This window comes from Alphaproteobacteria bacterium, from assembly GCA_015062495.1.
Classification (GTDB): Bacteria; Pseudomonadota; Alphaproteobacteria; order Rs-D84; family Rs-D84; genus Enterousia.
The window spans coordinates 81,211-103,451 of sequence record SUUN01000001.1; the positions used below are offsets into that span (position 1 = coordinate 81,211).

Sequence of the window (22,241 nt, forward strand, 5' to 3'; positions counted from 1 at the left end):
ATAATCACAATTGTGATGGGAAGGAAACATAAAAATGATAAAAAAGTTATTGTCCTTGGTTTGTTGTGTTTTGCCAATGGGGGTGCGGGCCGCACCACAGGAAATTGCGCCAATTGGTGCAGATGCGGCGGTGGCCACCACATATGACGCGTGGCAGTCGGCCATAGCCGGCGGACAATCAATTGTTGTCAGTGGCGGAAATGGTATTAATGCGACCGGTGGTCAGACGACGGGTGGTGTTGATGTTGCGCCTGGGTTTGATGTGACGAATAACATGATTGTTGGATTAGATTTGAATCCAGGGACAAACGATGCGACACCGAATGGGGCGGTTAATAATTTATATGTTCTAAATAGTGCAAGCAGTCCATTTACCGTAATTTCAACCGGTGATATTTCAATTGGGTCAATGTTACAGGTATTGAATGGGGTAAATTTGGGATTCAAGACGTCTGACACAAATCCAGAAAAGTTTAGCGTGGATGTTGGCGCAGATGGGATAAAAATAGGTGACGCAATAAATACGGCAGCGTTGACATTGGATAACATTAATGTATTAGATGTGGCGGGGTCTGTTATTGCGTATGGGGATTTTTCGGTTGATGCAAATTCGGTGAATGTTACAGGTGGTGTTAATCTGTATAACGGCACGATGAACATTGATTCCGCGGGTGCGGTGACACTGGGGGAATTGATTGCGAATGATAATGTGGTTGGGACAGCTGTGTCTGGGCAAACAATCACGGTTAGTGGGGATGTGTCTAATCAGGGTGGCGATATGGAATTAATCGCCGAAGATGATGTTAATATTACCGGTAGTTTGGAAAATTCGGTGGCATCGAATTTAAGTGTGTCTGGTGCTGATTTGGTTGTGACGGGGACAGTAAAGAATGATGAAACCGATGGTGGTACATTGACGCTGAATGTTGATTCGTGGCGCATTAATGGTGGTAATCAGAATACGTATTCACTTGTTAATAATGGTAATTTGTATGCGACTGTTGATGGGGAAACCTATATGGAATATGGGTTGAACCTGACGGGGATGGGCACAGATAACGAATTTAGTTTAACAACGGGTACTTTGGTGTTTGGGGCGAATGCTGATTCTGATAAGTGGTTCGGTGCGTTCGCAAATAATTTGAATAAATTTAATGTTAATATCACAGGGGGCGACCTGGATAATTTAACGACTGTATTAAATGGTGCGAATGGTAATACAAATGCAACAATGACGGTTGCAGCCCAAAATATAGTTGCGGATTCTGTTCAGAATGATGCGACGTCATTAACAATGAATGCGCAACAGAATATGACGATAAATGGTGCGGTTCAGGGGAATGCTGGGACAACGAAATTAGTCGCTGCAAACACTTTGAGTGTTGTTGGGGCGGTATCGAATAGTGCGAATACGGTGTTAAATGGAAATGTTGTAAATGTTGCTTCGTTGTCTAATTCGGGTGTGGGGGCGGAATTGACGGTGTCTTCGTTGACAGAAGCAAGCGGCACGGTTAATGTGTCGGGCGATATTACAAATACAGCGGGCACAACAACAGTATGGGCAAAAAATGTTGATATTGATGGAACGGTGACAAATAACAGTGGTACGACGACGATTCGTGGGTCTAATGCGAATGGTGGGGCGGTTGCCGTCGGTGGGATTGATGCAGCGGGTGGTGCGATTGATTTAATTGCACTTGCTGGAAATATGGCGATTGATAATAATTTGGCTGTATCTAATGGTGTGCTGAATATAGACAGCAGTTTGCGTAATTTAACCGTTGGTGGAACTGTGCAGATTGCGGGTAATATGAATGTGGGCGCGGGTGGCGCGTCGGCTGCGGGTGATATGAATATTGTGCGCAGTGATGCGTCGCAGTTTGCCATGACGTCATATAATGCAATTTTAATTAGTGGTGATGTGAATGCTGTGGATTCAACGGTGGTTGGTAATGTCGCTTTGGATGCGCCGATTGTGAATATAACGGGTAATGCAACGGTCGCAAATTCTGGGCATTTGACCCTGGGGACGAAAGCGACGTCTTATATTCGTGTGGCGGGCGATTTGACATTTAATGATGGTGGCATATTTGAAACATATGCCCAAGATTTAGTTGTTGGTACTTTGTCCGGTGATGGTAAATTTATGGCGCATGGCGCGGGTATTACTGCAAATAATGGAAATATTGATATTGATGGCAATATCTATTTTGATGCGGATAATGATCCTGTTGACCCTTCGTCGGGTATGGTGGTGCACGATACAACGACATTAACACTGAAAACAACGCTGGAAGATATGGATATCAGTGTTGGTGCGGTTTCATTGGGCGATGGTAACACATTGGTGTTAAATTCTGCAGATGCACTTGATATTAATGGCGTGTTGGCCAATAACGGGACACTGGATATTGATGCCGTGGGCGCGGTTGGCGTTGATGGCGCGACAACAAATACGGGGACGTTGGATTTGTTGGCGGATAGTGTTTCCATGGTGGGAATTAATAATTCTGGTAATGCCCAGATAGTATCTACAAATGGTGAAATTACAGCGGGTGGTATTACAAATTCTGGATCGATGGAAATCAATGCGGCGACGGATTTGGTTGCGGGCGTTATAACGCATACGGCCGGGGTGATGGATTTGGATGCGAATTCATTGAGTGCGCAAAGTCTGGGGGTTAGTGGGGCGACAGGTTCACAGGTAAATGTTAATGCGCCGATTGTTGCAATCGCGGGGAATGCCAAAGTGTCTGGAAATTTTGTTCAGGGTGGCACAGGTGGTATGTTGAATTTAACTGCGACGGATTTTAGTGCCCAGAATTTAACCATTACTGGTGATTTTATCGCGGATGCGGGGAATACGACATATGATGTTACAGAAAATGTTTCGATTACAGGTAATATTAATGTTGCAGATGGTTCGGTGGTGTCGATTGATGCAGGAAATCGAATTGTTGCATCTGATTTGACAAATGCGGGTCGCGTTCAGTTAAGCGCGGGGCAGGGGATTGAATTAGATGAAATCATTAATGAATCGGGGGCAATGTCGATTGATTCTGGCGCAGGCCTGTTGGATTTTGCAAGTTTGGTAATGAATGGTGGTAATTTGACGTTGCGTGGCGTGGGAATGGATTTAGATGGCGCAATCGCAACGGGGGCAAATTTATATCAAAACTGGGGCAGTGTATTGGCTGAAAAAGATATAAATATTGTCGCAGATGATTATGAAATTACGACCGCTGGGTTAGATGTGGCGATGATTAATCAGGATGGTAAATTATTGATTAATACCAGTGATGTGGATGTTGGTGGCGATATCATCGCAAGTGATTTGCAGTTGTATGCAATGCCACGTGGTAATTGGATGAATGTTTCGGTTGGCGGCAATGTGTCGGGGAATGTTGACTTTGTTGGTCTGGAAAAAATGACAATTGCCGGCAATTATATGTTTAATGATGGCAGTCAGATAAACGCCGCAATATTGCCACATGTCGCAGGCGGCGGTGCAAATGCCAGTGGTATTAATTATTGGGCGTCGGTCAGTTTGAATGATGATGCAACATTGGGCGAAATTACCAACGCAACCGATGGCGATGTGCGTGCACTGATTACAGTTGGTGGTAAATTCGAATCGGATTTGAACACGTTGGGCGCTTTGTCATCAGGCGGTCAGTTGGGACAGCCACAGATTGGTATTGATATTTTCGATATTGTTGACCAGGGTACGGCAATTTGGTTCTTGCATGCAGAAGATGGTGTGGCGGATTTAGCAACGAAAATTCGTAATTTGAACGTTAGTTTCTGTAATGCAGACGGCAGTTTGTGTTATGACTATCTGACGTCGTTGAATGCGAATAATGGTTCTGGTGATGATTTGCCGGCATATGTGTCTGTGCGTGATGTGAATGATGATGGTGTGTCGGACAGTTTGTATATCGTGTTTGACCCACGTTTTGGTGGGCCGGTCGAAGTGTTTAAAATTCAGCCGATTGTCGCCCGTACAGACGAACATACACGTGGTGAATATGTGTCCGCCGGTGCGTTGGATAATATGATTGCGGGACAATTGGTTAATAAACAGTTCTATAATCGTACCCCGATAGAGGTTATTCCATTGATTTTTGATGGAACAAATCTGTCAACGATGGCGAATGAATTGTATAACCGTATGGAAGATTATGTGCTGAACCGTGATGGTGGCGCACTGGCGCGGTTTAGTCGTCTGTTCCAGGTGCGTGAAATCGAACAGATTGCAGGCGCAATTGCGTTAAATGAACATACGTCATTCCGTTCATTCGAAGATCGTATGTTTGATGAATTTATATGGAATCGTAACCGCAATTTGAACAAGGCCTGGTTGGATGTTGATTATGGTATGTTCTATCAGAATATTGATGATGGCAAGCATGCTGATGGGCATCGTTTTAGCGTCGCGGGTGGATTTGACTGGCAAGAATCAAATACTTTGGTTCTGGGGCTGACGGGGCGTGTGTCGCACACAACATCCAAGGCAGGTGATGCAATGGATCTAAGTTATGCCGGCGAAACCCAATTTGGGGATGTTAAAATTGATGTTGCGGATACAAATGTTGGTCTGGGCGGATATTTAATGAAGATTCTGGGACAAAAGACGCGGTTGTATGGTAATGCGTTCTTGGATTTGCATTTGTTTGATGTTGATCGTACCCAGAACTTTGTAGACAGAATTGATGGCGATGGTACGGCATTTAGTTTGATGTCTGAATGGGGATTGATGCATGACATATTGAACCAGTATATCGTTGGTAATGCATATGCGCGTGTGGGGTATAACTTTGGATTCAGCGTCAAAGAAAAGGCGGCCGGGGATGACTATATGCGTTTGAAATCAGATGGATATTTTGTGTTAACACCGGGGTATTCATTGATTGCGCAAAAACGTATCTATCCGTCGGCGTGGTTTCAGATTCGCCCCTATGCATCGATTGGTATAGAGTACGATGTGTTTGGCGCACCGGATTTTGCCAAGTATAAATTCGCGGTTGCGGACGATTTTACCAAGTATGACATTGATATCGATCCGTTGTGGGCAAATATTGGTGGTGGTGTTGAATTGTTGTCTGCGCGCGGTATTCAGTTTGGTATAGATTATCGTTATCAGTACAATGATGCGATACAGTTGCATAATATCAAGGTTTCTGGATCATATAGATTCTGATGAAGAAAATCCCCGCGTCTGCGGGGATTTTTTATTGGTGTTCAGAGTATATAGGGGGCAGTTGTAGGATATATTTCATATCTTTTCAAGGTCAAAAATGGATTTGTCCGAAAAAGAAACGCCTGTCTTGATTACGCGTCCGGGATTGCCGGCGATGATTGTATGTGTGTTCGTAAATTTACCCGTCAGGACGGTGCCGCATGCTACAATGGTGTGGTCGGGAATTTGCGCGTTTTTGGTCACAATGGTGCGCAATCCCAACCAACAATGATTGCCGATTATGCATGCGTGGCGCTGGTGATTGATTATTGCACCCGTCGCGCTGTCCATTATTGCATGGCCGTCGGTCGTGCGTATCATGATTTCATAGGATAACATACAATCGTCGCCCAGGTGCAGTTCACTGCCATTGCCCAGCCAGATTTTTGCGCCGTTTATAACCGTGTGACGACCAATGTACAGTTTGTTTGCGTGTCCGGCCTGGAATATAACAATCATGTCCAGGCCGGAACAGTCACCAGAATCGCATAATACACAAATGTTGTCTGATGCGTTTTTATCAAATGTCAGGCACACGTTGCGGGCGCGCAGGGTTTTGTGTATGCGAATAATGTTGTTTGTGCCACCGCCACCCAGGTGTATATTATCGGGTAACTGATAATTATAGAATATTTCATGTTCGCCATTGTCGTCGAATATAAATACGCGCTGTTTCAGGCGTTCGCGATTGCGTAGGCGGGTAAATTTGGATAAAAACTGCATAGTAATCATTATTGAACCAGTAAGTTTTTATGATTTCAATCGGACAAAAATCCTTGTGCGTGGTGGTGCGTTTGTATTAGACTGTTTATTATTAACAGGAGATAATATATGCGGAATTTATTCTGTTTGCTTTGTGGATTGGTGGTGTTGACGGCGTGCAACAGTGTCTATATGAAGCCCAGTACGCTGGACACCGATGAAGTGTTTTATGCCGATCGTGGCGGGTATTCAATGCGTCGCAGCATTAAGGAAACTATGGAGTCGCGTGGATATAATGTTGTTGTCGGCAAGGCTAGATCCAATGAAAATGTACATGATGGTGCAAGCAGTATTGATGTTGATAAAAATATTATACCAAACGATGTGCGATATATAATCAAAACGTCTGAACGTGTTGAAAAATTTCATCCAATGTGGTGTGTTTTTAACGGATTTTGGTGGTGGAATTTTAATGTGTCGATTGCTGACCAGAAAACAGGCGAAGAATTGCTAACGTGGCGTGGGCGGGGATGTGCAAACAGTTCGGTAAGGCTGTTGAATAAAATACTGGATGATATGGAAAAATAAAAAATTTCTGTATTTTCACGGGCGGTTCAAGGAATGCCCTGGACTAAACTTTTGTTTAGTGGGGTGTTGCTTTTTTTTCAAGGCTGGTATAAAATCGGGGCATTATGGTACGACAAATTATTAAATCAGGACAGGTTTCAGAAAACCGCAAGGCGCGGTTCAATTATTCTATTGAAGATACAATAGAGGCTGGGATTTCACTGACAGGGGCGGAAATTAAGTCAATTCGGTATGGATTGGTGACGATTGTTGATGGGTTTGTTCAACGCCGGGGGGATAATTTATGGCTGGCTGGGGTGGAAATTCAGAAACTGCCAACCGCAGCACGGATTGTGAACTTTGATGAACGTCGCAGTCGCCAGTTGCTGTTGCATCGCAGCCAGATTAACAGACTGATTGGAAAATTACAGGAAAAGGGCGCAACAATTGTGCCGCTGAAATTGTATTTTAATAATCGTGGCAAGTTAAAGGTGCTGCTGGGGGTCGGGTATGGCAAGAACAAGGTTGATAAACGCGAAACAATCAAACAGCGCGAGTGGGATAAAAATAAAGCAAGAATCCTGAAAGGAAGATAGTAAGAACCGCCCAGATGGCGGTTCTGTTTGTATGGGGCGGGGTGGTGTTTTTTCTGCTTTACTAAATGCGTCAAAAATCGTATAATAGTGGGGATTAAAGAAAGAAGGGAATTTGGCATGAAATATAAATCTGATGTTGCAACATGGGTTGTTTCACGTATGCTGGTGCTGGCGGGTGTCATGGCGATTGGTGCGTGTGCGCGTTCGGGCGGCGATGTGACGGGGTATACAGGTGTGGCCGCAACACCAACTGTTGACTATGTCGAAGCGTTGGATGTTTATTCGGCGCCGCATCAGGATTCCTTTTTAAATCAATTGGCGATGAATTATCGGTCGTATGCAATTTATAATGCGCGGACCAGTGGTTATGCCGATATGGGCGAATTATTCGCAAACAAAGCGGTGGCCGCGTTCAGTGGTGAAGTTCCATTCCCAGAATCTTTGGAAAATTGGCCGGTGGAAAATGATCAGGAATCGTTTGAACTGTATACGGCATATAACGATTTGATGGAACAATTGAAAAATGATGCCACGTACACTAATCCAGAATTAGCGGCCGAAGCCCAGGCAAAATTCGATTGTTGGCTGTCTGCGTCGGCCAGTGGTCAGATTGCAACCGCCAATCAGTGCAAGGATAGATTTAATAAAACTTTGGTCGCGTTGCGTGATTGCCAGGGGGGTAAAATTGTAAAAAAGCAAAGTGCCGGGGTTGTTGCAAATGAAGCGGTTGTCGCGACCAATGGTGAAACAGTTGTCGAAACAACGACCCAGCGTGTTGCCGGAACATACTATCCAGAAACGCGCGATATGAAGTCTGTGCGTGGGGCGGGTCAAGCGCGCGAAGGTGTTATTATCGTTAATAATGTTAATGTGCCGGAACACTTGATTAATCCAGTGCCGGTTCAACCGATGGTGTTTAATCAGAATATCTATGGTGGTGATAAAACGATTTCAAAAAGCGCAAATGATAACAGCGTGACAAACAGTGGAAATCGCTTGATGGCGGTCGATTGTCCGATGGGTGATACAGAATGTCAAGCGCAGGCACAAAGTCATGAGTATACCTGTAATCATGGGGATGTAAATTGTCAGAATGCACCAACAGTTGCGGTTGTTGTGACTGAAAAAGAACAGCCTGCACCGGTGTGTCCGGCGTGCCAGGCGTGTCCAACATGTCCAGAATGTCAGGCATGTGAACCGATTCCGATGATTAGTGACGAATTGGTGTCGCGTGAAGAGTTTATCAATATGATGATGGCTATGCGTGCTGAATTGGCGGCGATTAATTCGCGTCTGGATCAGATTCAGGCGGCCCAGGGCGAAAAGACAATGATTAAGGTTCAGCAGATTCCATTAGAACCAACCCAGCATGTTATGGAAGAGGTGTTTGAAGTGCGCTTTGATTTCAACAAGGCGACGATTAAGCCGGAATATCAGGAACTGATTAAGCAATTGGTTGATGCAACCCAGGAAAACAAAAACATCAAGGTTTCTGTGGTTGGACATACCGATACAATGGGGACAGCAAACTATAATTATGCGTTGGGTGGTCGCCGTGCCGAAGCGGTGCAAAAAATGCTGATTAAATATGGTATCCCGGCCAGTCAGATTGTTGCTGTGTCGGCGGGTGAGGAAGGGTTAGCAGTGCCAACACCGGATAATACACCAAATGCGGCAAATCGTCGTGTGCGTGTTGTCAAGGAAGTTCACTATACCGAAGACCCGAAACCGGTCCCGATGGCAATTGAAGTAGAAGAATATTCGGCCCAAACATGTGGCGAATATGGTTGCGAACAGTAAAAATATAGCACAATAAGACTTGACAAAAAGTTTTTTGTGGTATATATTGACTGCCGTCAGAGAGATGTTTTGATAAGAGGCATTTGAAATGACTGATATGGTAAAAGAATTAAATAATGCGATGCAGACCCTGGAACAGGGGATGGGCAAGGCGCGTGGCTTTAAAAATGCTGGCGTCAAGGTCGATATTATGAAGGAATTTCGTTTGCGAAACGTCTTTGTTGGCGAAAATGGTGGAAACGAAATGTAAAGTTTTGAACCCCGGCAATTGCCGGGGTTTTTGTGAATATTATCAATTATTTTTTCGTTGACGTTATTTTTTCTTGTGTTAATCTGGGCTTTACGCTTTTAAAAGGAATGTATATGAAGTTGGATAAAATGCCGGAATTAACACGGGCAAACATAGAAAATTTGTTGGATGTGCCGTATCGTTGTGTTTTGGCGTATGATTATCGTACGCGTGACATTAATCGTATGTCGTATGCAAATTATCCGTCTGGCGGTGTGTTTATGTATGCGGATTTGGCGCGTGCGGCGTTAGAATCTGTGCCGGAATTTGGCGAAAGAAAAATTGTCTTGGCGACGGTTCAGGGCGTTCCAGAGGTTTCGTGGCCAGGTGTGAATCAGTTTAAGAAGTTCCCATTAAATAATGAAATGTCAACATTTGTTATGGGAAATGTTATTGTGTTTAACCCAAAAACAGGTCTGTATGAAGCGAACCCGGCCGGCTGGATGGGGCTGGGGATGCCAAATGTGCTGGCGCGTAATGAATATATGGGATTGCAAAACTTTTTATATAATTTGTGGGCGCGTGAACAGGATCGTCGCAGGTTTATCGAACCGTTTAAAACCAAATAAAACATATGAACCATCGCAATTGCGGTGGTTTTTTGTTTGTACTTGATTTAGTTAATGTGGGTAAACTATAATAGTTAACGCAGGTTAACCAAAGGTGTGATGCGTGGACGTGGAAATAATGCGGTTTTGTCGTGCTTTTATGCGTGATATGGGCGATATGCCGATTCGGAACAGTCAATATGCGCTGTTAAATATTATGTGTACGACGCCGGGGCCACATGTACCGGTTGGATTGGCGGAAACACTTGGTGTGTCCAAGGCAATGGTTAGTGCGCATTTGGTGGCGTTGATGGAACGTGGTTTGGTTGTGCGTGTGCCATCGCCCGAAGATGGGCGCAGTGTCTATGTTATGCCCAGTAAACGCGGCAAGGATTTGTTTAACAAGATTGCCCAGGCAAATAATGAAAAACTGAATTTGATAAAAGCGCAATTGGGGGCTAAAAAATTTGATGCGTTTATAAAACTGGTTTCCCAGGTCAATCAGATTATTGATTAAGAATTCATACCCGACGAAATTGTGCCTGGTTTCTGGCATAATTTTTGTATGAAAAATAAAAAATGGATTAAAGTTTTTATTGTGTCTGCGATTGTGGCAATCGCAATTGTTATTTGTATTGTTGTTATTAAATATTTTGTCGCACGACGGCCGTTTTATTACGCGGGCACGTTGGAAACAACCAAGGTTATTATATCGTCGCGGGTGGCGTCTGATGTTTCAGATGTGTATGTAATCGAAGGCGACAATGTGTCCGCAGGTCAGCCGTTAATGGAAATGTCGTGTGATGTGTACAAGATTTTAGCGCAACAAATTGATAAAGACTATGCGCGGGCGACACAATTGCAATCGCGCGGCCATTTGGCGGATTCTGAGTATGATGCGTTGGTGCGAACCAAGCAGGATAATGATTTAAAACTGCGGTGGTGTCGGGTTGTGTCGCCAATAAATGGTATGGTGATTACCCGTTTCCGTGAAGTGGGCGAAGTTGTCGCGCCCGGCGCGCCGTTGATTTCAGTCGCAAATCCGTATGATATATGGGCATATTTCTATGTGCCGTATGGAATGCTGTATAAGTTGCGTGTTGGACAGTCTGTAATTGGATTTTTGCCCGAAGCCGACAATATGAAATTTATGGGGCGGATTATAAAAATTAGCGAGGTTGCAGAATTTACCCCAAAAAATGTTCAAACACGTGATGAAAGAACACGTCTGGTATATGGGGTCAAGGTACAGTTTGAAAACCCAGATTTAATATTGAAATCGGGTATGGTAATCGAAAGTACGTTGCTGACAGATGAGTAATATTGAAATTCATGTTGAAAACGTGTCAAAACAATTCAAGGGTGTCGTTGCCCTGGATAATGTTTCAATGCGGTTTAATACAGGTAATTTATATGGCATAATTGGACCGGCAGGGGCGGGAAAAACAACGCTGTTTCGGATAATGTTGGATTTGATGCGGGCAAATTCTGGGGCGGTGTTGTATCGTGAAAATGGACGACAAATTAGATTCCATAATATCGCAGAACATATTGCATATATGCCACAGAGTCAAAGTCTGTATGCGGATTTATCGGTTGATGAACATCTGGATTTTTTTAGAAAATTATATGGAATAAGTGATGCGGATTTTGCACACAAAAAGGATGAATTGGTGCGTTTGGCGCGTCTGGGGAATTTTCTGGACAGGCCGGCGGGTAAACTGTCGGGCGGGATGTATAAAAAACTGGGGTTGATATGTGCATTGTTGCGGTCGCCCCAGATTATGTTGTTGGATGAGCCGACCAATGGTATTGACCCAATCAGTCGGCGCGAGTTCTGGGGGTTGCTGCATGATTCTGTGGAACAGGGAATTTTGGTGTTAATGTCAACGGCATATATGGACGAAGCCGAACGTTGTGGTGGGGTTGTGTTGATGGAACGGGGACATGTGTTGGCGGCGGGTGCGCCAGATGCGTTGCTGGAACAATATAACAGCCGGAATTTTGATGATTTGTTTATTCGGCGTGGGGGAAGTGTACGATGAAAATGCCGATGGTAAGTGTTCAAAATATGTCTGTGCGATTTGGGAATTTTTATGCCGTGCGGGATGTGTCGTTTGATGTGGGGCGGGGCGAGATATTTGGATTCCTGGGGGCAAATGGGGCGGGCAAGACGACGACTATACGGGTGCTGTGTGGTCTGTTGCCGGCGACAAATGGGCGGGTGATAATAGATGGAATTGAATTTAAGCCACAATACGCCAATGATATTAAACAGCGTGTTGGATATATGTCACAACGATTTACATTGTATGAAGATTTATCGGTTGGTGAAAACTTTGATTTTGCGGCGGCGTTACGCAGTGTTGAACGTGGGGTATATGTGGCGCGTCGGGATATGTTATTAAACTTTATTGGTTTTAATCGAAAATTGAAAACAGTGGTCAAGGATTTGCCAGGTGGCATTAAACAGGCAGTTGCGCTGGGGGTTGCGTTATTACACGATCCGGCGATTGTGTTCTTGGACGAGCCAACCGCGGGTGTTGCACCGCATGCGCGTATGCGATTTTGGAAATTGATACGTGAACTGGCGCGGGGTGGCAAGACGATATTTGTGACCACGCACTATATGGACGAAGCCGAAAATTGTTCCCGCGTTGCATTGATGCGTGCGGGGGAACTGATTGCGATTGATACGCCAGATGGTCTGAAGCAAAAAACATTTGGTGATACGATGTATGGCCTGCGGGCGCGTGTTGCGCGGCCGATGATGCCCATTCCAGATGCTATTGATATCTGGCAGCCGTATGGGGCGGGATTTCATCTGCGGTTTCGTGATGGGGTAAATGTTGTGGCGCAGTTGCGAAAACTGAAACGTGATTGGGAAATTGTTCCAATACAACCTTCGTTGGAAGATGTGTTTATAAAGTTGGTCGAAGGGGACGGCAGATGAAAATATTTTCATGGCGCAGAACGCGGGCAATATTTTTCAAAGAATTTAAACATATCTGGCGCGATCCGTTTACATTGATGATGGCGTTGATGTTGCCGTTGGCGATTGTTCTGATACTGGGCAGTTCGATTGAGTTTAATATTAAATCTATTGATATGGCGTATTTCGACGCTGATAAAACCAGCGCATCACGAAAATTGGTCGAAACATTTGGCAGTTCTGATTATTTCAAGCCGTATGATATCGCAAACCCAGACAATATTTATGATGACGTTGTGGCTGGGCGGGCGCGTGTGGGGTTGGTTGTGCCGCCCGGTTTTGAAAAGGATGTTATGGGTGATGGTGCGTTGGTACAGGTTCTGGTTGATGGTACGGAAAGCTCAACGATGTCGTCTGTGTCTAATTATCTGAATACGATAAATCAAAATGCGTATTTTAAAATTTTGGATGTGCCGGTAAATATGACGCAACAAAATCCCCAGTACAAGGTGCGATATCTGTTTAATCCGGAATTGAATTCGCGGTGGTTTGCAGTGCCGGGATTAAGTGCGGTGATAATTGCGCTGGTGGCGATTATGTTGACAACGCTGACCATATGTCGTGAATGGGAACGGGGGTCGATGGAAATGCTGTTGTCGACGCCGGCAACGCGGCTGGATATTATTGTGGGCAAGGTTGCGCCATATGCTGTGCTTAGTTTTGTTGGATTTGTGTTGGTGTTTATCATTGCACGAATTGTTTTTGGGGTGCCGTTTGTCGGTGCGTATTGGCAGTTAATATTTGGAACGTGGCTGTTTATATTAGGGTATTTGGCGATTGGACTGCTGATATCGGTGTCCACCAAACGCCAAGAGGTTGCCATACAATACGCTGCGATAATTGGTCTGTTGCCGACGGTGATTTTATCAGGTTTTGTGTTTCCAATTGAATACATGTCGCGTGGATATCGGATTGTGTCGTCGATATTTCCGGCGCGGTTCTATATGGATATAACGCGTGACCAATTTTTAAAGGGCAGTTTGTTTTTCGATATTTGGTGGCTGTATGCGGTGTTGGCGGTCCAGGCGTTGGTGATATTGGTATTAAGTGTGTTTCGGTTTAAAAGGTCGCTGGAATGAAATTGGGCGTGCTGTATGGATTTTTTAAAAAGGAAATAATTGCACTGTTGCGGTCGCCGGTGCTGATGGTGGCGGTGTTGATTATGCCTGTGGTTCAGATGATTTTATTGTCGGGGGCGATTACGTTTCAGGCGGATAATTTGCGGTTGGTTATAAAAAGTGCACCAAATGATGTTGTGGCGGAACGGATTTATAATCGGGCGATTGGTTCAGGGTTCTTTGTTGATGCGGGCGTGGATGCGAATCGGGCGGCGGTGGATGCGGTGCAAAGTGGTGCGGCAGATGTCGCGATTGTTATGCCGGATGGTGGCCTGACACGCAGTTTGGTGCGTGGGGGTGCGGAAATTCAGATACTGATTGATTCTATGAATATATTAAAGGCACACAGTATCGAGGCATATTTGCGCGCCATAATTGCGCGTGTGTTGATTGATGAAACGCATGGGGTGGGGCGTCGGCCAATCGATTTTAATGTGCGGGTGCTGTTTAATCCGCAATTAAATACTAAATTTTTTATGGTGCCGTCAATGGTTGCGATTTTGGTGTTCTTGGCATTGTTGATATTGATTTCTGTGTCGATTACCAAGGAAAAAGAAACAGGTACAATGGAAACGTTGATATCGGCGCCGGTATCAAAATACGATATTATCCTGGGCAAGGTTTTGCCATATGTAGTGGTGTCTTTTTTAGTAATGCTGACGATTGTCATTGCGGGGATTGTAATATTTGGTGTGCCGTTTGTTGGGTCGCAGTTTATGTTCTTGTTAGCGTTTTTGGTGTTTTGTGTGCCGGCGTGTGGGATTGGGGTTTGGTTGGCGACATATACGCAAACCCAGCAACAGGCGATGTTGGGGCTGATTATCGTGGCGTTTTTGTCGCTGATGTTGTCGGGCGCGATTATATCAACGGAAAACATGCCAATTGTTTTGCGCTGGATAAGTTATATAAATCCATTAAGTCATTATTCGTTTCTGGTGCGCAATATTATGCTAAAAGGGCCTGATTGGCTGTACTTTGCACGACACGCAGGGGCGATGGTGGCGGCAGGTGCGGTCATTTGGGTCGTGGCATTGCGGCGGTTCAAGACGACTTTGTAAGTGGGGGACGATATATGAAAAGATTTATATATTTTATTACATTGATGTTAATTGCCGATGGGGCGTGGGGGGATATGTATTATGAATTACAATATGTGTATGATGCCAATCCCGTTATTGGCCAGGGACGGGCGGATTTAGACACAGCGCGTGCCGGCGTTGATGCGTCCAAGACGGATTTGCAACCATATTTGGGGATAACGGGTAATGTTGGGATGGCGCGGACAACGGCACTGGGGTATGATTTTGATTATGCGCCAATGCAGTATGGATTGGAATTTCAGCAAAATGTTTTCCAGGGCGGGGCGATGTTCGCCCAGGTGCGTGGGGCCCAGTTACAATATGACGCGGTGCGTGCGAATTTGTGCGCGATTGAACAAGATGTGCTGATGAGTGCGATAAACGCATATATAGAAGTGTTAAATGCGCGTGCGGTTATGGATTTAAATCGGAACAATGAACGTGTGTTGGGGGAATATTATGCGTTTGTACGCGATGCGGCGGACGTGGGAAATTTAACCCAGACAGATGTTGCCCAGGCGTCTGCGCGTCTGGAAATGGCGCGATATGGTACTGTGGATGCGGTGGCACAGTATGAAAACGCAATCGAAGTGTTTCGGCGTATCTATGGCAATGTGCCGGCGGAATTTGTTGATATTAATTTGGCGCGCGTTGCGGATTTGTTTCCGGAATCTGTGCGTGATGCCACAGAATATGCGTTGCGAAATCATCCGGTGTTGCGGGCATTGGATGCCCAGGAAGTCGCCACCCGTGAAAACATAAAAATCGCATATAAATCTATGTTGCCGTCGATTGATGTGCGTGGTGCGGTACAACAGGTGGATAATGTGCCGTTCTTGGATGATATAACAGACAGTCGGATTGGCGTATATCTGCGTGTGCCGTTGTATGACCGGGGGAATGCATTTGCCAATGCCGATCGGGTGCGCGCAAATATTGCCGGCATTCATGAACAGATTATAAACGCACGACGGGTTGTGGTGGAAAACCTGAACGCGGCATGGAATATATATCAATCCCAGGAATATGCGATTAATGCGACCCAGGCCAGTGTTGATGCGAATATGTCTGCGCTGGATGGGGTGCGTGACGGTCAGGCGCATGGGCGACGGACGGTGTTGGATGTGCTGAATGCGGAACAAGAATTACTGAATTCGCGTGTGGCGCACACACGTGCCAAACATGCGCGAATTGCTGCGTTCTTTGCAGTATTGGCGGCGGTTGGGGAATTAACCCCAGAAAATCTGGGGCTTGATATTTCAGAAAAATAGTATAAAATAGGTGGCGTTGCGCCCTTAGCTCAGCTGGATAGAGCATCAGATTTCTAATCTGCAGGTCGAGGGTTCGAATCCCCCAGGGCGTGCCAGAATTTAACCGTCGCGATTGCGGCGGTTTTGTTTTTTGTTTGGATTTTTGTCATTTTTTGGTGTAGTATATACTTTGACATGGCGATTGCTGTGTTGGGCGTCGAAACCCGTTTATGCTCAGTGCCTGTGAAGGTAGAAAATATCTCCAACCAATATGGTTGGAGGGCGGTGAATATATTGAATAAGCCCGCTATTTTCTGAGCATTATAGTTTCGAACCTCCAACCACCCGCTTTGTCAGGTGGTTTTTTGTTTAAAAAAGGATAAAAAATGAGTGGAGTAAACGTGAAGCAGTCAATTAATCAAAATCTTTTGACTTTTATTTTTTCGATGTTGCTTATTGTTGTGGGCGAGTATGCTTGTGTGTCCTGTTGCGTCTATTATGCATTTGCCTATTCTGTGTCGTTGGCAGCGGGCGTTTCTACTATCTTGACATTGGCTGCGTATACAAAAGATTATTGTGCGAAGAAAAGTAATAAATGTAAATAGGTGACAAAAATGCAAGTATTGATAGTAATATTATGTCTTTTTTTGGCTTATCTGCTTCTTTGCTTTTATGAATTTAAGGAGGCATTAGATGACAAAAAAAGGAAACAGAAATTAATGTCAGATTTAGAAATTTTAATAAAAGCAACGAAAAAGTCTGTGCAAAAACTGAATAAGCACGTTGGTCTTTGGCGTCAAGATTATGTAGATATGATTAATGAGTGTATGGAAAGATACTATAAGGTGTTGGAAACTAAATATTTTCAACTTGTATTTGTTGATGATTATGGTAGAGCGCAGCTTTCGGATTTTGAGAGGGAGTTAATTAACTTTTCTTATCAGATTGTCTTTGAGGATGAAATTCAGTATAGATATCAGCAGATTGTGAAGGAGTTTATTGGACACGCTTCATTTAGTGACGTTATTGTTCTTCGGCAATATATGAAACAAAATGGTCTGTCTTGGAAAGAAGTTGAGCAGCTATGGCCGGCGTGGCGTACAGATTTGCGTTATGTTCTGGAAGCTGGTTTGCTTTTTGCTGCTGAAGTGTTGCGGCAATGGTTTCCACCTATGGATAAAGGTATTTTATTGGAAGACGCTGTGCCAGAAAATGATGCTTTTGAAACGTTCTATGATGGGTATTTTAACTTGGAAGGATTTCTTGATGTTAAGGGAGCAGAAATTATATTAAAGGCAAATGCCAAAGTGCTGTGTTTCTCCATAATCGATAATTTGTTCGATATTACATTTAGAAATGCCGTTTATAAAAATAAGTCTTTTACAAAGATAGGAAAACAGAGTGCCCAGCAGAAAGAAACGCCGCAACAATATGAGAGGCATATTGCTACAAATTTGAAAAAACTTGGGTTTGAAGCGCGTACTACCAAGGCGTCAGGTGACCAGGGGGCAGATGTTCTGGCCAGTAAGGACGGTGTGTCATTTGCGATACAATGCAAAATGTATTCTAAACCTGTGGGCAATAAGGCTGTTCAAGAAGCGAATGCGGGACGTGATTTTTATAAAAAAGATTATGGAGTGGTGATTTCTAATGCGGGGTTCACCAAATCGGCGCGTCAAGCCGCGCATGCGTGTGGTATTATTTTATTAAATGACAATCAATTAGAGTCTTTATTGAAATACACCAATAGATGATAAAATGCCAGAATTTAACCGTCGCGATTGCGGCGGTTTTGTTTTGCGGTGTTTTGGGGAATCGTTCCTGGGGCGGGGTGGGGCGCGGTGTGATATACTGGGTGATGTAAAGGGAGGAAATAATGAAAAAATTTTTGACATTTGTTTTAGCAATTGTGATTTCGTTTGTGCCGGGGATTTTTGGCGGATTCTTTTCACCAATGAGTCCGGGTGTAAACGATTGGTATAATGGATTGGCGCAGTCGGTTTTGACCCCAAATGGGTGGGTGTTTAGTATCGCGTGGCTGATTTTATACACTCTGTTGGGGATAGCCCTGTATTTAATTATGCGCAGTGGCAAAACGCGCCAGAACAAGGCGACGGCATATACGCTGTTTATTGTTCAGATGATTTTGAATACGTTGTGGAGTTATCTGTTCTTTGGCCTGCATATGGTTGGTTGGGCGATGATTTGTGTGGTGGCACTGGTTGGGGTGGCATTCTGGATGGCGATTGCGTTCAAGCCAATCAGCCGGGGGGCATCATTTTTGGTGTGGCCGTATATTGCGTGGCTGATATTCGCAGCGTATTTGAACGGCACGATTTTAATTTTGAACTGATTTTTGTTTAAGCCGGCTTTGCCGGTTTTTTTGTTGCAGTATAAAACTTTTATTGGTACAATGACTGTTGTCAGCATGTGTTTTATGCTGGCGGGGTGTGGAAACCCTTTGTTGGCGTCGGAATATTTGTTAATGGCGCAGATTGCGCTGTTTTTTATTGCGGCGGAAGTTACTCCTGACTGTTGGTCAGGAGGGTTGCGATATATATAAATAAGCACACAATTCCAACAATTGTTTCCAACCTCCTGGCCACCTTAGTTTTATGGTGGTTTTTTGAAATTGTACAAAAGGAGGAAGTCGTGAAACAAAAACTAATATGTTTGACAGTTGTGTTGTTGATGGTGTCTGATGCGGCGGCTGGTGTATATGGATGTGTTGCAGCCAGTGAACCGATACCAGCGCAATCAAGCAGATGTTCGGGAATGGACTGGAACTTGCTGAGCAGCAATTATCCATATTGGCAATATGGTGATGTTGTTGCTGGGTTTGCCAAGTGTGTTGGTGGTAGTAGTGTGACATGTACGTGTCGACAAATCTGGCCATATTTTAATGCAATGGGGGAATGGACTGCTAATGCCAGCAGTATAAACAGTCAATGTTCTGCGTCAACAACATCACTATCTGATTGTTATACAAATTGTGCGCGTGCGTGCTTGGCGTCAATTGCGGATAATTATATTACCTGGGGTTATAATGATACTGGCAATCGATATGAATTACAAAATATATTGTCTTATTCCGTGTTTTATAAATAGTAAATGGAGTTAATATAATGAAAAAGTTGTTCGTTTTTTTTATGTTTTTGATGTCATGTGGAAATGCATTTTCGGTTGCGTGTTTGCAATATGATATTAGTGGTTGTTCCCAGTATTCGTCATCAAGTTATACAGACAGTACAGGTGTTACCGCAATGTATAAGTGCGGTGGTGGTGGCAATCGCGTTGATGTCGTTGGCATGTGTGGAACAGAATTGTCAGGTGGTGACATTGTTTACAACACAACAAATCTGAATGATAACAGCAGGTGTTTTTGTCGTATAACTTACCCTTTCTTGTCTGATTGGGTCGTTGCAGGCGGTGGGTGTTATAATCCATCCGCAGGAACAATAGGATGTGTTAGCGCTTGTGAAGCGTTGTTAAATTCTGGTACTAACTGGATATCGTATAAATAAGGAGATTCTTATGAAAAAAGTATTGCTTTTATGTTTTACTGTCTGTATGTTTGGCGCAAACGCAGCGGATTTACCAGCTTGCAGAGGGACGTTACAATTATGGCCAAATGTCGGGTATTATGAGTCATCTTGCCCCGCGGGAACGATTGAATTGGTTGTGGCGTCTTTGCCTTGTGAATATGCAAGCAGTGCTCAGACATGCGGCATGTTCGTTAATGATAATGGCGAAACAGATGTTTATATCGGAGAGGATGCTTCTGGCGTATTCGAAATATCTGGTTTTTGTGGACTGTCGCAGTAGTGTAGCCTTATATCTTTAATATCTTGACATGTGGGTCGCCAATGTTCAGGTATTTTAGGCCCAATTCTTCGACATAGTCGGGACTGTAATTTTGTAACAGTTCAATGTGGCGGTGTAATTCGTTCAGGGTCTGTTGTTCAGATGCCAATTGCTCGCGTTCGTTGCCCAGTTGCCATACGTTGTATCCGAAACGCTGGATACTGACATCGCCCCAAAACATACCGATGAACATAAAACCGGCAAATAATGCCAAAACAATGCCCAGTTTGCCACGTCCGCCACCAGACCAGGCTGAACCTAAAAAACGAAATAAATTTTTGATTTTTTCCTTCATGGATGGCATTATATCATAAATGTTTAGTGATAATCAAATTTTTGCTGCGCCATTGGCTGGGATTACAGACCGGCCGTTTCGACGCGTCATTCGTGAATTTTCCCCAAATGCGCCGATTGTGACGGAAATGATTTCGTGTCATTCGTTGGTGGGGGCGCATAAAAATTGCCTGCGGAATTTCGATAACTATGCGGACGAAGGGAATGTTGGGGCGCAAATCTTTGGCGCGGATGTGGGGTTAATGGCGGATGCAGCGCGAATTTTGGCAGATGCGGGGGCAAAATGGATTGATATAAATATGGGCTGCCCCGTGCCTAAGGTTGCGACACGCGCCGGCGCGGGGGCGCATTTAATGCGGGATCACGCGTTGGCGGGTAAAATTATGCGCGCTGTTGTGCGGGCGGTTGATATTCCGGTGTCAATTAAAACACGGCTGGGGTGGGATGATGATAATCGGGATTGGCGCGATTTGATTGATATTGCAGCAGATGCAGGCGTGCGATTTGCTGCATTGCATGGGCGGACGCGGGCGCAGTTATATCTGGGGAATGCGGTTCATCCAGATGTGTCGGATGCGCCGATTCCAATTATCGCAAATGGTGATATTAAAACTGCAGATGATGTTAATGCGGTTCAGAAATTGGGCTATGCGGGGGTGATGATTGGGCGCGGATTATTGGGACGTCCGTGGGCGTTGGCGGAAATTGCCGGTGGTGCGCCAACATACAATGTTGGGGATGTTGCGTTGCGACATCTGGAATATGCGATTGAATACTATGGCGAAAAAACAGCAATCCCAATGTTTAGAAAACACGCCGCGTGGTACAGCGCAGGTATGCCGAATTCGTCGGATTTTCGTATCAGGGTTAACAGAATGGATAGTGCGGATGCGTTAAAGGTTGCAATTCGTGAATTTTGGGGTATCATTTAGGCACGGTAAAATTTTAGGGGATTGGTAAAGATGACAGAAAATATTGAAAATACAGATGTTGTTGTGGACGCGCCGGTGGTTATGACGGCGGGGGAAATGTTGCGTAATGCGCGTACAACTGGGCGCAGAAAACGTGAAATTCCAACAATTTCTAAACAATTGTGTATTCGTGAGGAATTTTTAGAGGCCCTGGAAAATGGTCAGTATGATGTAATCCCAGAACCCGTTTATATCTTAGGTTTTGCACGCAACTATGCGATGGAGTTGGGATTAAATCCGGACGAAGTTGTTGAAAAAATCAAAAAAGAAATGGGGCTGGTTTCAGACTGTGTGTCCGATGATGATGATGATGTAAGTGCATGCGCAATGCCCAGTATCCAAGAAGAAAGTTGGGCCAAGGTTGCATTTGGCAAGGCGTATCAGTTTGTTTATCAGAACTGGATTTGGTTTGTGGGTGGCGTTATTGCAATTGCGTTGATTGTGTTTGCGGTTGTTATGCTGACACCGTCAAAGACAGATGAAGTTGTTACACCTGCCCAGGTGGTTGTGTCGGTTGAAGATATGGTCAAAGAACCAGAATACAAACAGCCAGTGCGTGAACGTTTTGGTACAGATAATCGCGCCACGGCGGAAATTATATTGCAGGCAAATAAAAAAACCGGCGAAGCGGGAACGTGGGTTGAAATCAAAGATGCGCGCGGTCGTACAGAAATTAGTCGTGTGTTGATGCCGGGCGATGTGTATTATGTGCCGGTCAAAGGGACGTACAAGGCGACATTTGGTAACGCCGGTGGAATTGATGTGTGGGTTGGTGGAAAATTAGCCCCCCAGGTTGGCCCAGAATATAAGAAAGTTTCTGGTGTGGAACTGGTGCCTGAAAAATTAATGAAAACAGGTAAATAAAATATAGAAAGGGGCGAAAGGAATTTTCGCCCTTTGTATTGAAATTTGTTTTACGTAAACTATATATA

Annotated in this window: 21 protein-coding genes and 1 tRNA gene; 20 read left to right on the forward strand and 2 right to left on the reverse strand. The window is 44.5% G+C overall.

Going from position 1 to position 22,241, the window contains the following annotated elements; genetic code table 11:
• Positions 1-34 precede the first annotated feature (34 nt).
• Entirely contained in the window at positions 35-5,200 is a 5,166-nt protein-coding gene (locus E7008_00400) for a hypothetical protein (GenBank protein MBE6456391.1), read from the forward strand.
• A 75-nt stretch (positions 5,201-5,275) separates the two neighbouring features.
• Here the strand turns inward: E7008_00400 and E7008_00405 are convergent, their stop codons facing one another.
• Positions 5,276-5,962 (reverse strand): hypothetical protein, encoded by a 687-nt coding sequence (locus E7008_00405; GenBank protein ID MBE6456392.1) that lies wholly within the window; start codon positions 5,960-5,962, stop codon positions 5,276-5,278.
• 108 nt (positions 5,963-6,070) lie between these two features.
• Here E7008_00405 and E7008_00410 point away from each other — a divergent pair, with 108 nt between their 5' ends.
• The 17 genes from E7008_00410 to E7008_00490 all read left to right on the forward strand — a co-directional run bounded on the left by E7008_00410 (position 6,071) and on the right by E7008_00490 (position 20,005).
• Positions 6,071-6,529, forward strand: coding sequence for a hypothetical protein (locus E7008_00410; protein MBE6456393.1), 459 nt, complete (start codon positions 6,071-6,073; stop codon positions 6,527-6,529).
• Between the two features lie 104 nt (positions 6,530-6,633).
• The gene (smpB, locus tag E7008_00415; GenBank protein MBE6456394.1) at positions 6,634-7,104 is read left to right on the forward strand and encodes an SsrA-binding protein SmpB; all 471 of its coding nucleotides are present in this window, start codon (positions 6,634-6,636) and stop codon (positions 7,102-7,104) included.
• 117 nt (positions 7,105-7,221) lie between these two features.
• Positions 7,222-8,904: an OmpA family protein gene (locus E7008_00420; GenBank protein MBE6456395.1), complete on the forward strand. Its 1,683-nt coding sequence runs from the start codon at positions 7,222-7,224 to the stop codon at positions 8,902-8,904.
• Between the two features lie 363 nt (positions 8,905-9,267).
• On the forward strand, positions 9,268-9,762 hold the full coding sequence (locus tag E7008_00425; GenBank protein ID MBE6456396.1) for a hypothetical protein: 495 nt from the start codon (positions 9,268-9,270) through the stop codon (positions 9,760-9,762).
• 103 nt (positions 9,763-9,865) lie between these two features.
• Entirely contained in the window at positions 9,866-10,258 is a 393-nt protein-coding gene (locus E7008_00430) for a MarR family transcriptional regulator (GenBank protein MBE6456397.1), read from the forward strand.
• A 48-nt stretch (positions 10,259-10,306) separates the two neighbouring features.
• Positions 10,307-11,062: an efflux RND transporter periplasmic adaptor subunit gene (locus E7008_00435; GenBank protein MBE6456398.1), complete on the forward strand. Its 756-nt coding sequence runs from the start codon at positions 10,307-10,309 to the stop codon at positions 11,060-11,062.
• Entirely contained in the window at positions 11,055-11,786 is a 732-nt protein-coding gene (locus tag E7008_00440) for an ABC transporter ATP-binding protein (GenBank protein MBE6456399.1), read from the forward strand. The genes E7008_00435 and E7008_00440 overlap by 8 nt, the downstream gene beginning before the upstream one ends.
• 2 nt (positions 11,787-11,788) lie before the next feature.
• Positions 11,789-12,694, forward strand: a complete 906-nt coding sequence (locus E7008_00445; GenBank protein ID MBE6456400.1) for an ABC transporter ATP-binding protein — start codon at positions 11,789-11,791, stop codon at positions 12,692-12,694.
• Positions 12,691-13,812 (forward strand): ABC transporter permease, encoded by a 1,122-nt coding sequence (locus E7008_00450; GenBank protein MBE6456401.1) that lies wholly within the window; start codon positions 12,691-12,693, stop codon positions 13,810-13,812. The genes E7008_00445 and E7008_00450 overlap by 4 nt, the downstream gene beginning before the upstream one ends.
• A complete protein-coding gene (locus tag E7008_00455; protein MBE6456402.1) occupies positions 13,809-14,909 on the forward strand; it encodes an ABC transporter permease in 1,101 nt (366 codons plus the stop codon). The genes E7008_00450 and E7008_00455 overlap by 4 nt, the downstream gene beginning before the upstream one ends.
• Positions 14,910-14,923: 14 nt before the next feature.
• On the forward strand, positions 14,924-16,201 hold the full coding sequence (locus E7008_00460; GenBank protein ID MBE6456403.1) for a hypothetical protein: 1,278 nt from the start codon (positions 14,924-14,926) through the stop codon (positions 16,199-16,201).
• 18 nt (positions 16,202-16,219) lie between these two features.
• Positions 16,220-16,296, forward strand: a tRNA-Arg gene (locus E7008_00465).
• A 498-nt stretch (positions 16,297-16,794) separates the two neighbouring features.
• The gene (locus E7008_00470) at positions 16,795-17,934 is read left to right on the forward strand and encodes a hypothetical protein (protein ID MBE6456404.1); all 1,140 of its coding nucleotides are present in this window, start codon (positions 16,795-16,797) and stop codon (positions 17,932-17,934) included.
• A gap of 122 nt (positions 17,935-18,056) precedes the next feature.
• Positions 18,057-18,533, forward strand: a complete 477-nt coding sequence (locus E7008_00475) for a tryptophan-rich sensory protein (GenBank protein MBE6456405.1) — start codon at positions 18,057-18,059, stop codon at positions 18,531-18,533.
• A gap of 299 nt (positions 18,534-18,832) precedes the next feature.
• The gene (locus tag E7008_00480) at positions 18,833-19,288 is read left to right on the forward strand and encodes a hypothetical protein (protein ID MBE6456406.1); all 456 of its coding nucleotides are present in this window, start codon (positions 18,833-18,835) and stop codon (positions 19,286-19,288) included.
• Positions 19,289-19,305: 17 nt separating this feature from the next.
• Complete coding sequence (locus tag E7008_00485; protein MBE6456407.1) at positions 19,306-19,704, forward strand: hypothetical protein; 399 nt, start codon at positions 19,306-19,308, stop codon at positions 19,702-19,704.
• 10 nt (positions 19,705-19,714) lie between these two features.
• Positions 19,715-20,005: a hypothetical protein gene (locus tag E7008_00490; GenBank protein MBE6456408.1), complete on the forward strand. Its 291-nt coding sequence runs from the start codon at positions 19,715-19,717 to the stop codon at positions 20,003-20,005.
• A 7-nt stretch (positions 20,006-20,012) separates the two neighbouring features.
• Here the strand turns inward: E7008_00490 and E7008_00495 are convergent, their stop codons facing one another.
• Positions 20,013-20,339 (reverse strand): hypothetical protein, encoded by a 327-nt coding sequence (locus E7008_00495; protein ID MBE6456409.1) that lies wholly within the window; start codon positions 20,337-20,339, stop codon positions 20,013-20,015.
• Between the two features lie 19 nt (positions 20,340-20,358).
• Here E7008_00495 and E7008_00500 point away from each other — a divergent pair, with 19 nt between their 5' ends.
• Complete coding sequence (locus E7008_00500; GenBank protein ID MBE6456410.1) at positions 20,359-21,270, forward strand: tRNA dihydrouridine synthase DusB; 912 nt, start codon at positions 20,359-20,361, stop codon at positions 21,268-21,270.
• Positions 21,271-21,300: 30 nt separating this feature from the next.
• The gene (locus E7008_00505; protein MBE6456411.1) at positions 21,301-22,173 is read left to right on the forward strand and encodes a DUF4115 domain-containing protein; all 873 of its coding nucleotides are present in this window, start codon (positions 21,301-21,303) and stop codon (positions 22,171-22,173) included.
• Positions 22,174-22,241 lie beyond the last annotated feature (68 nt).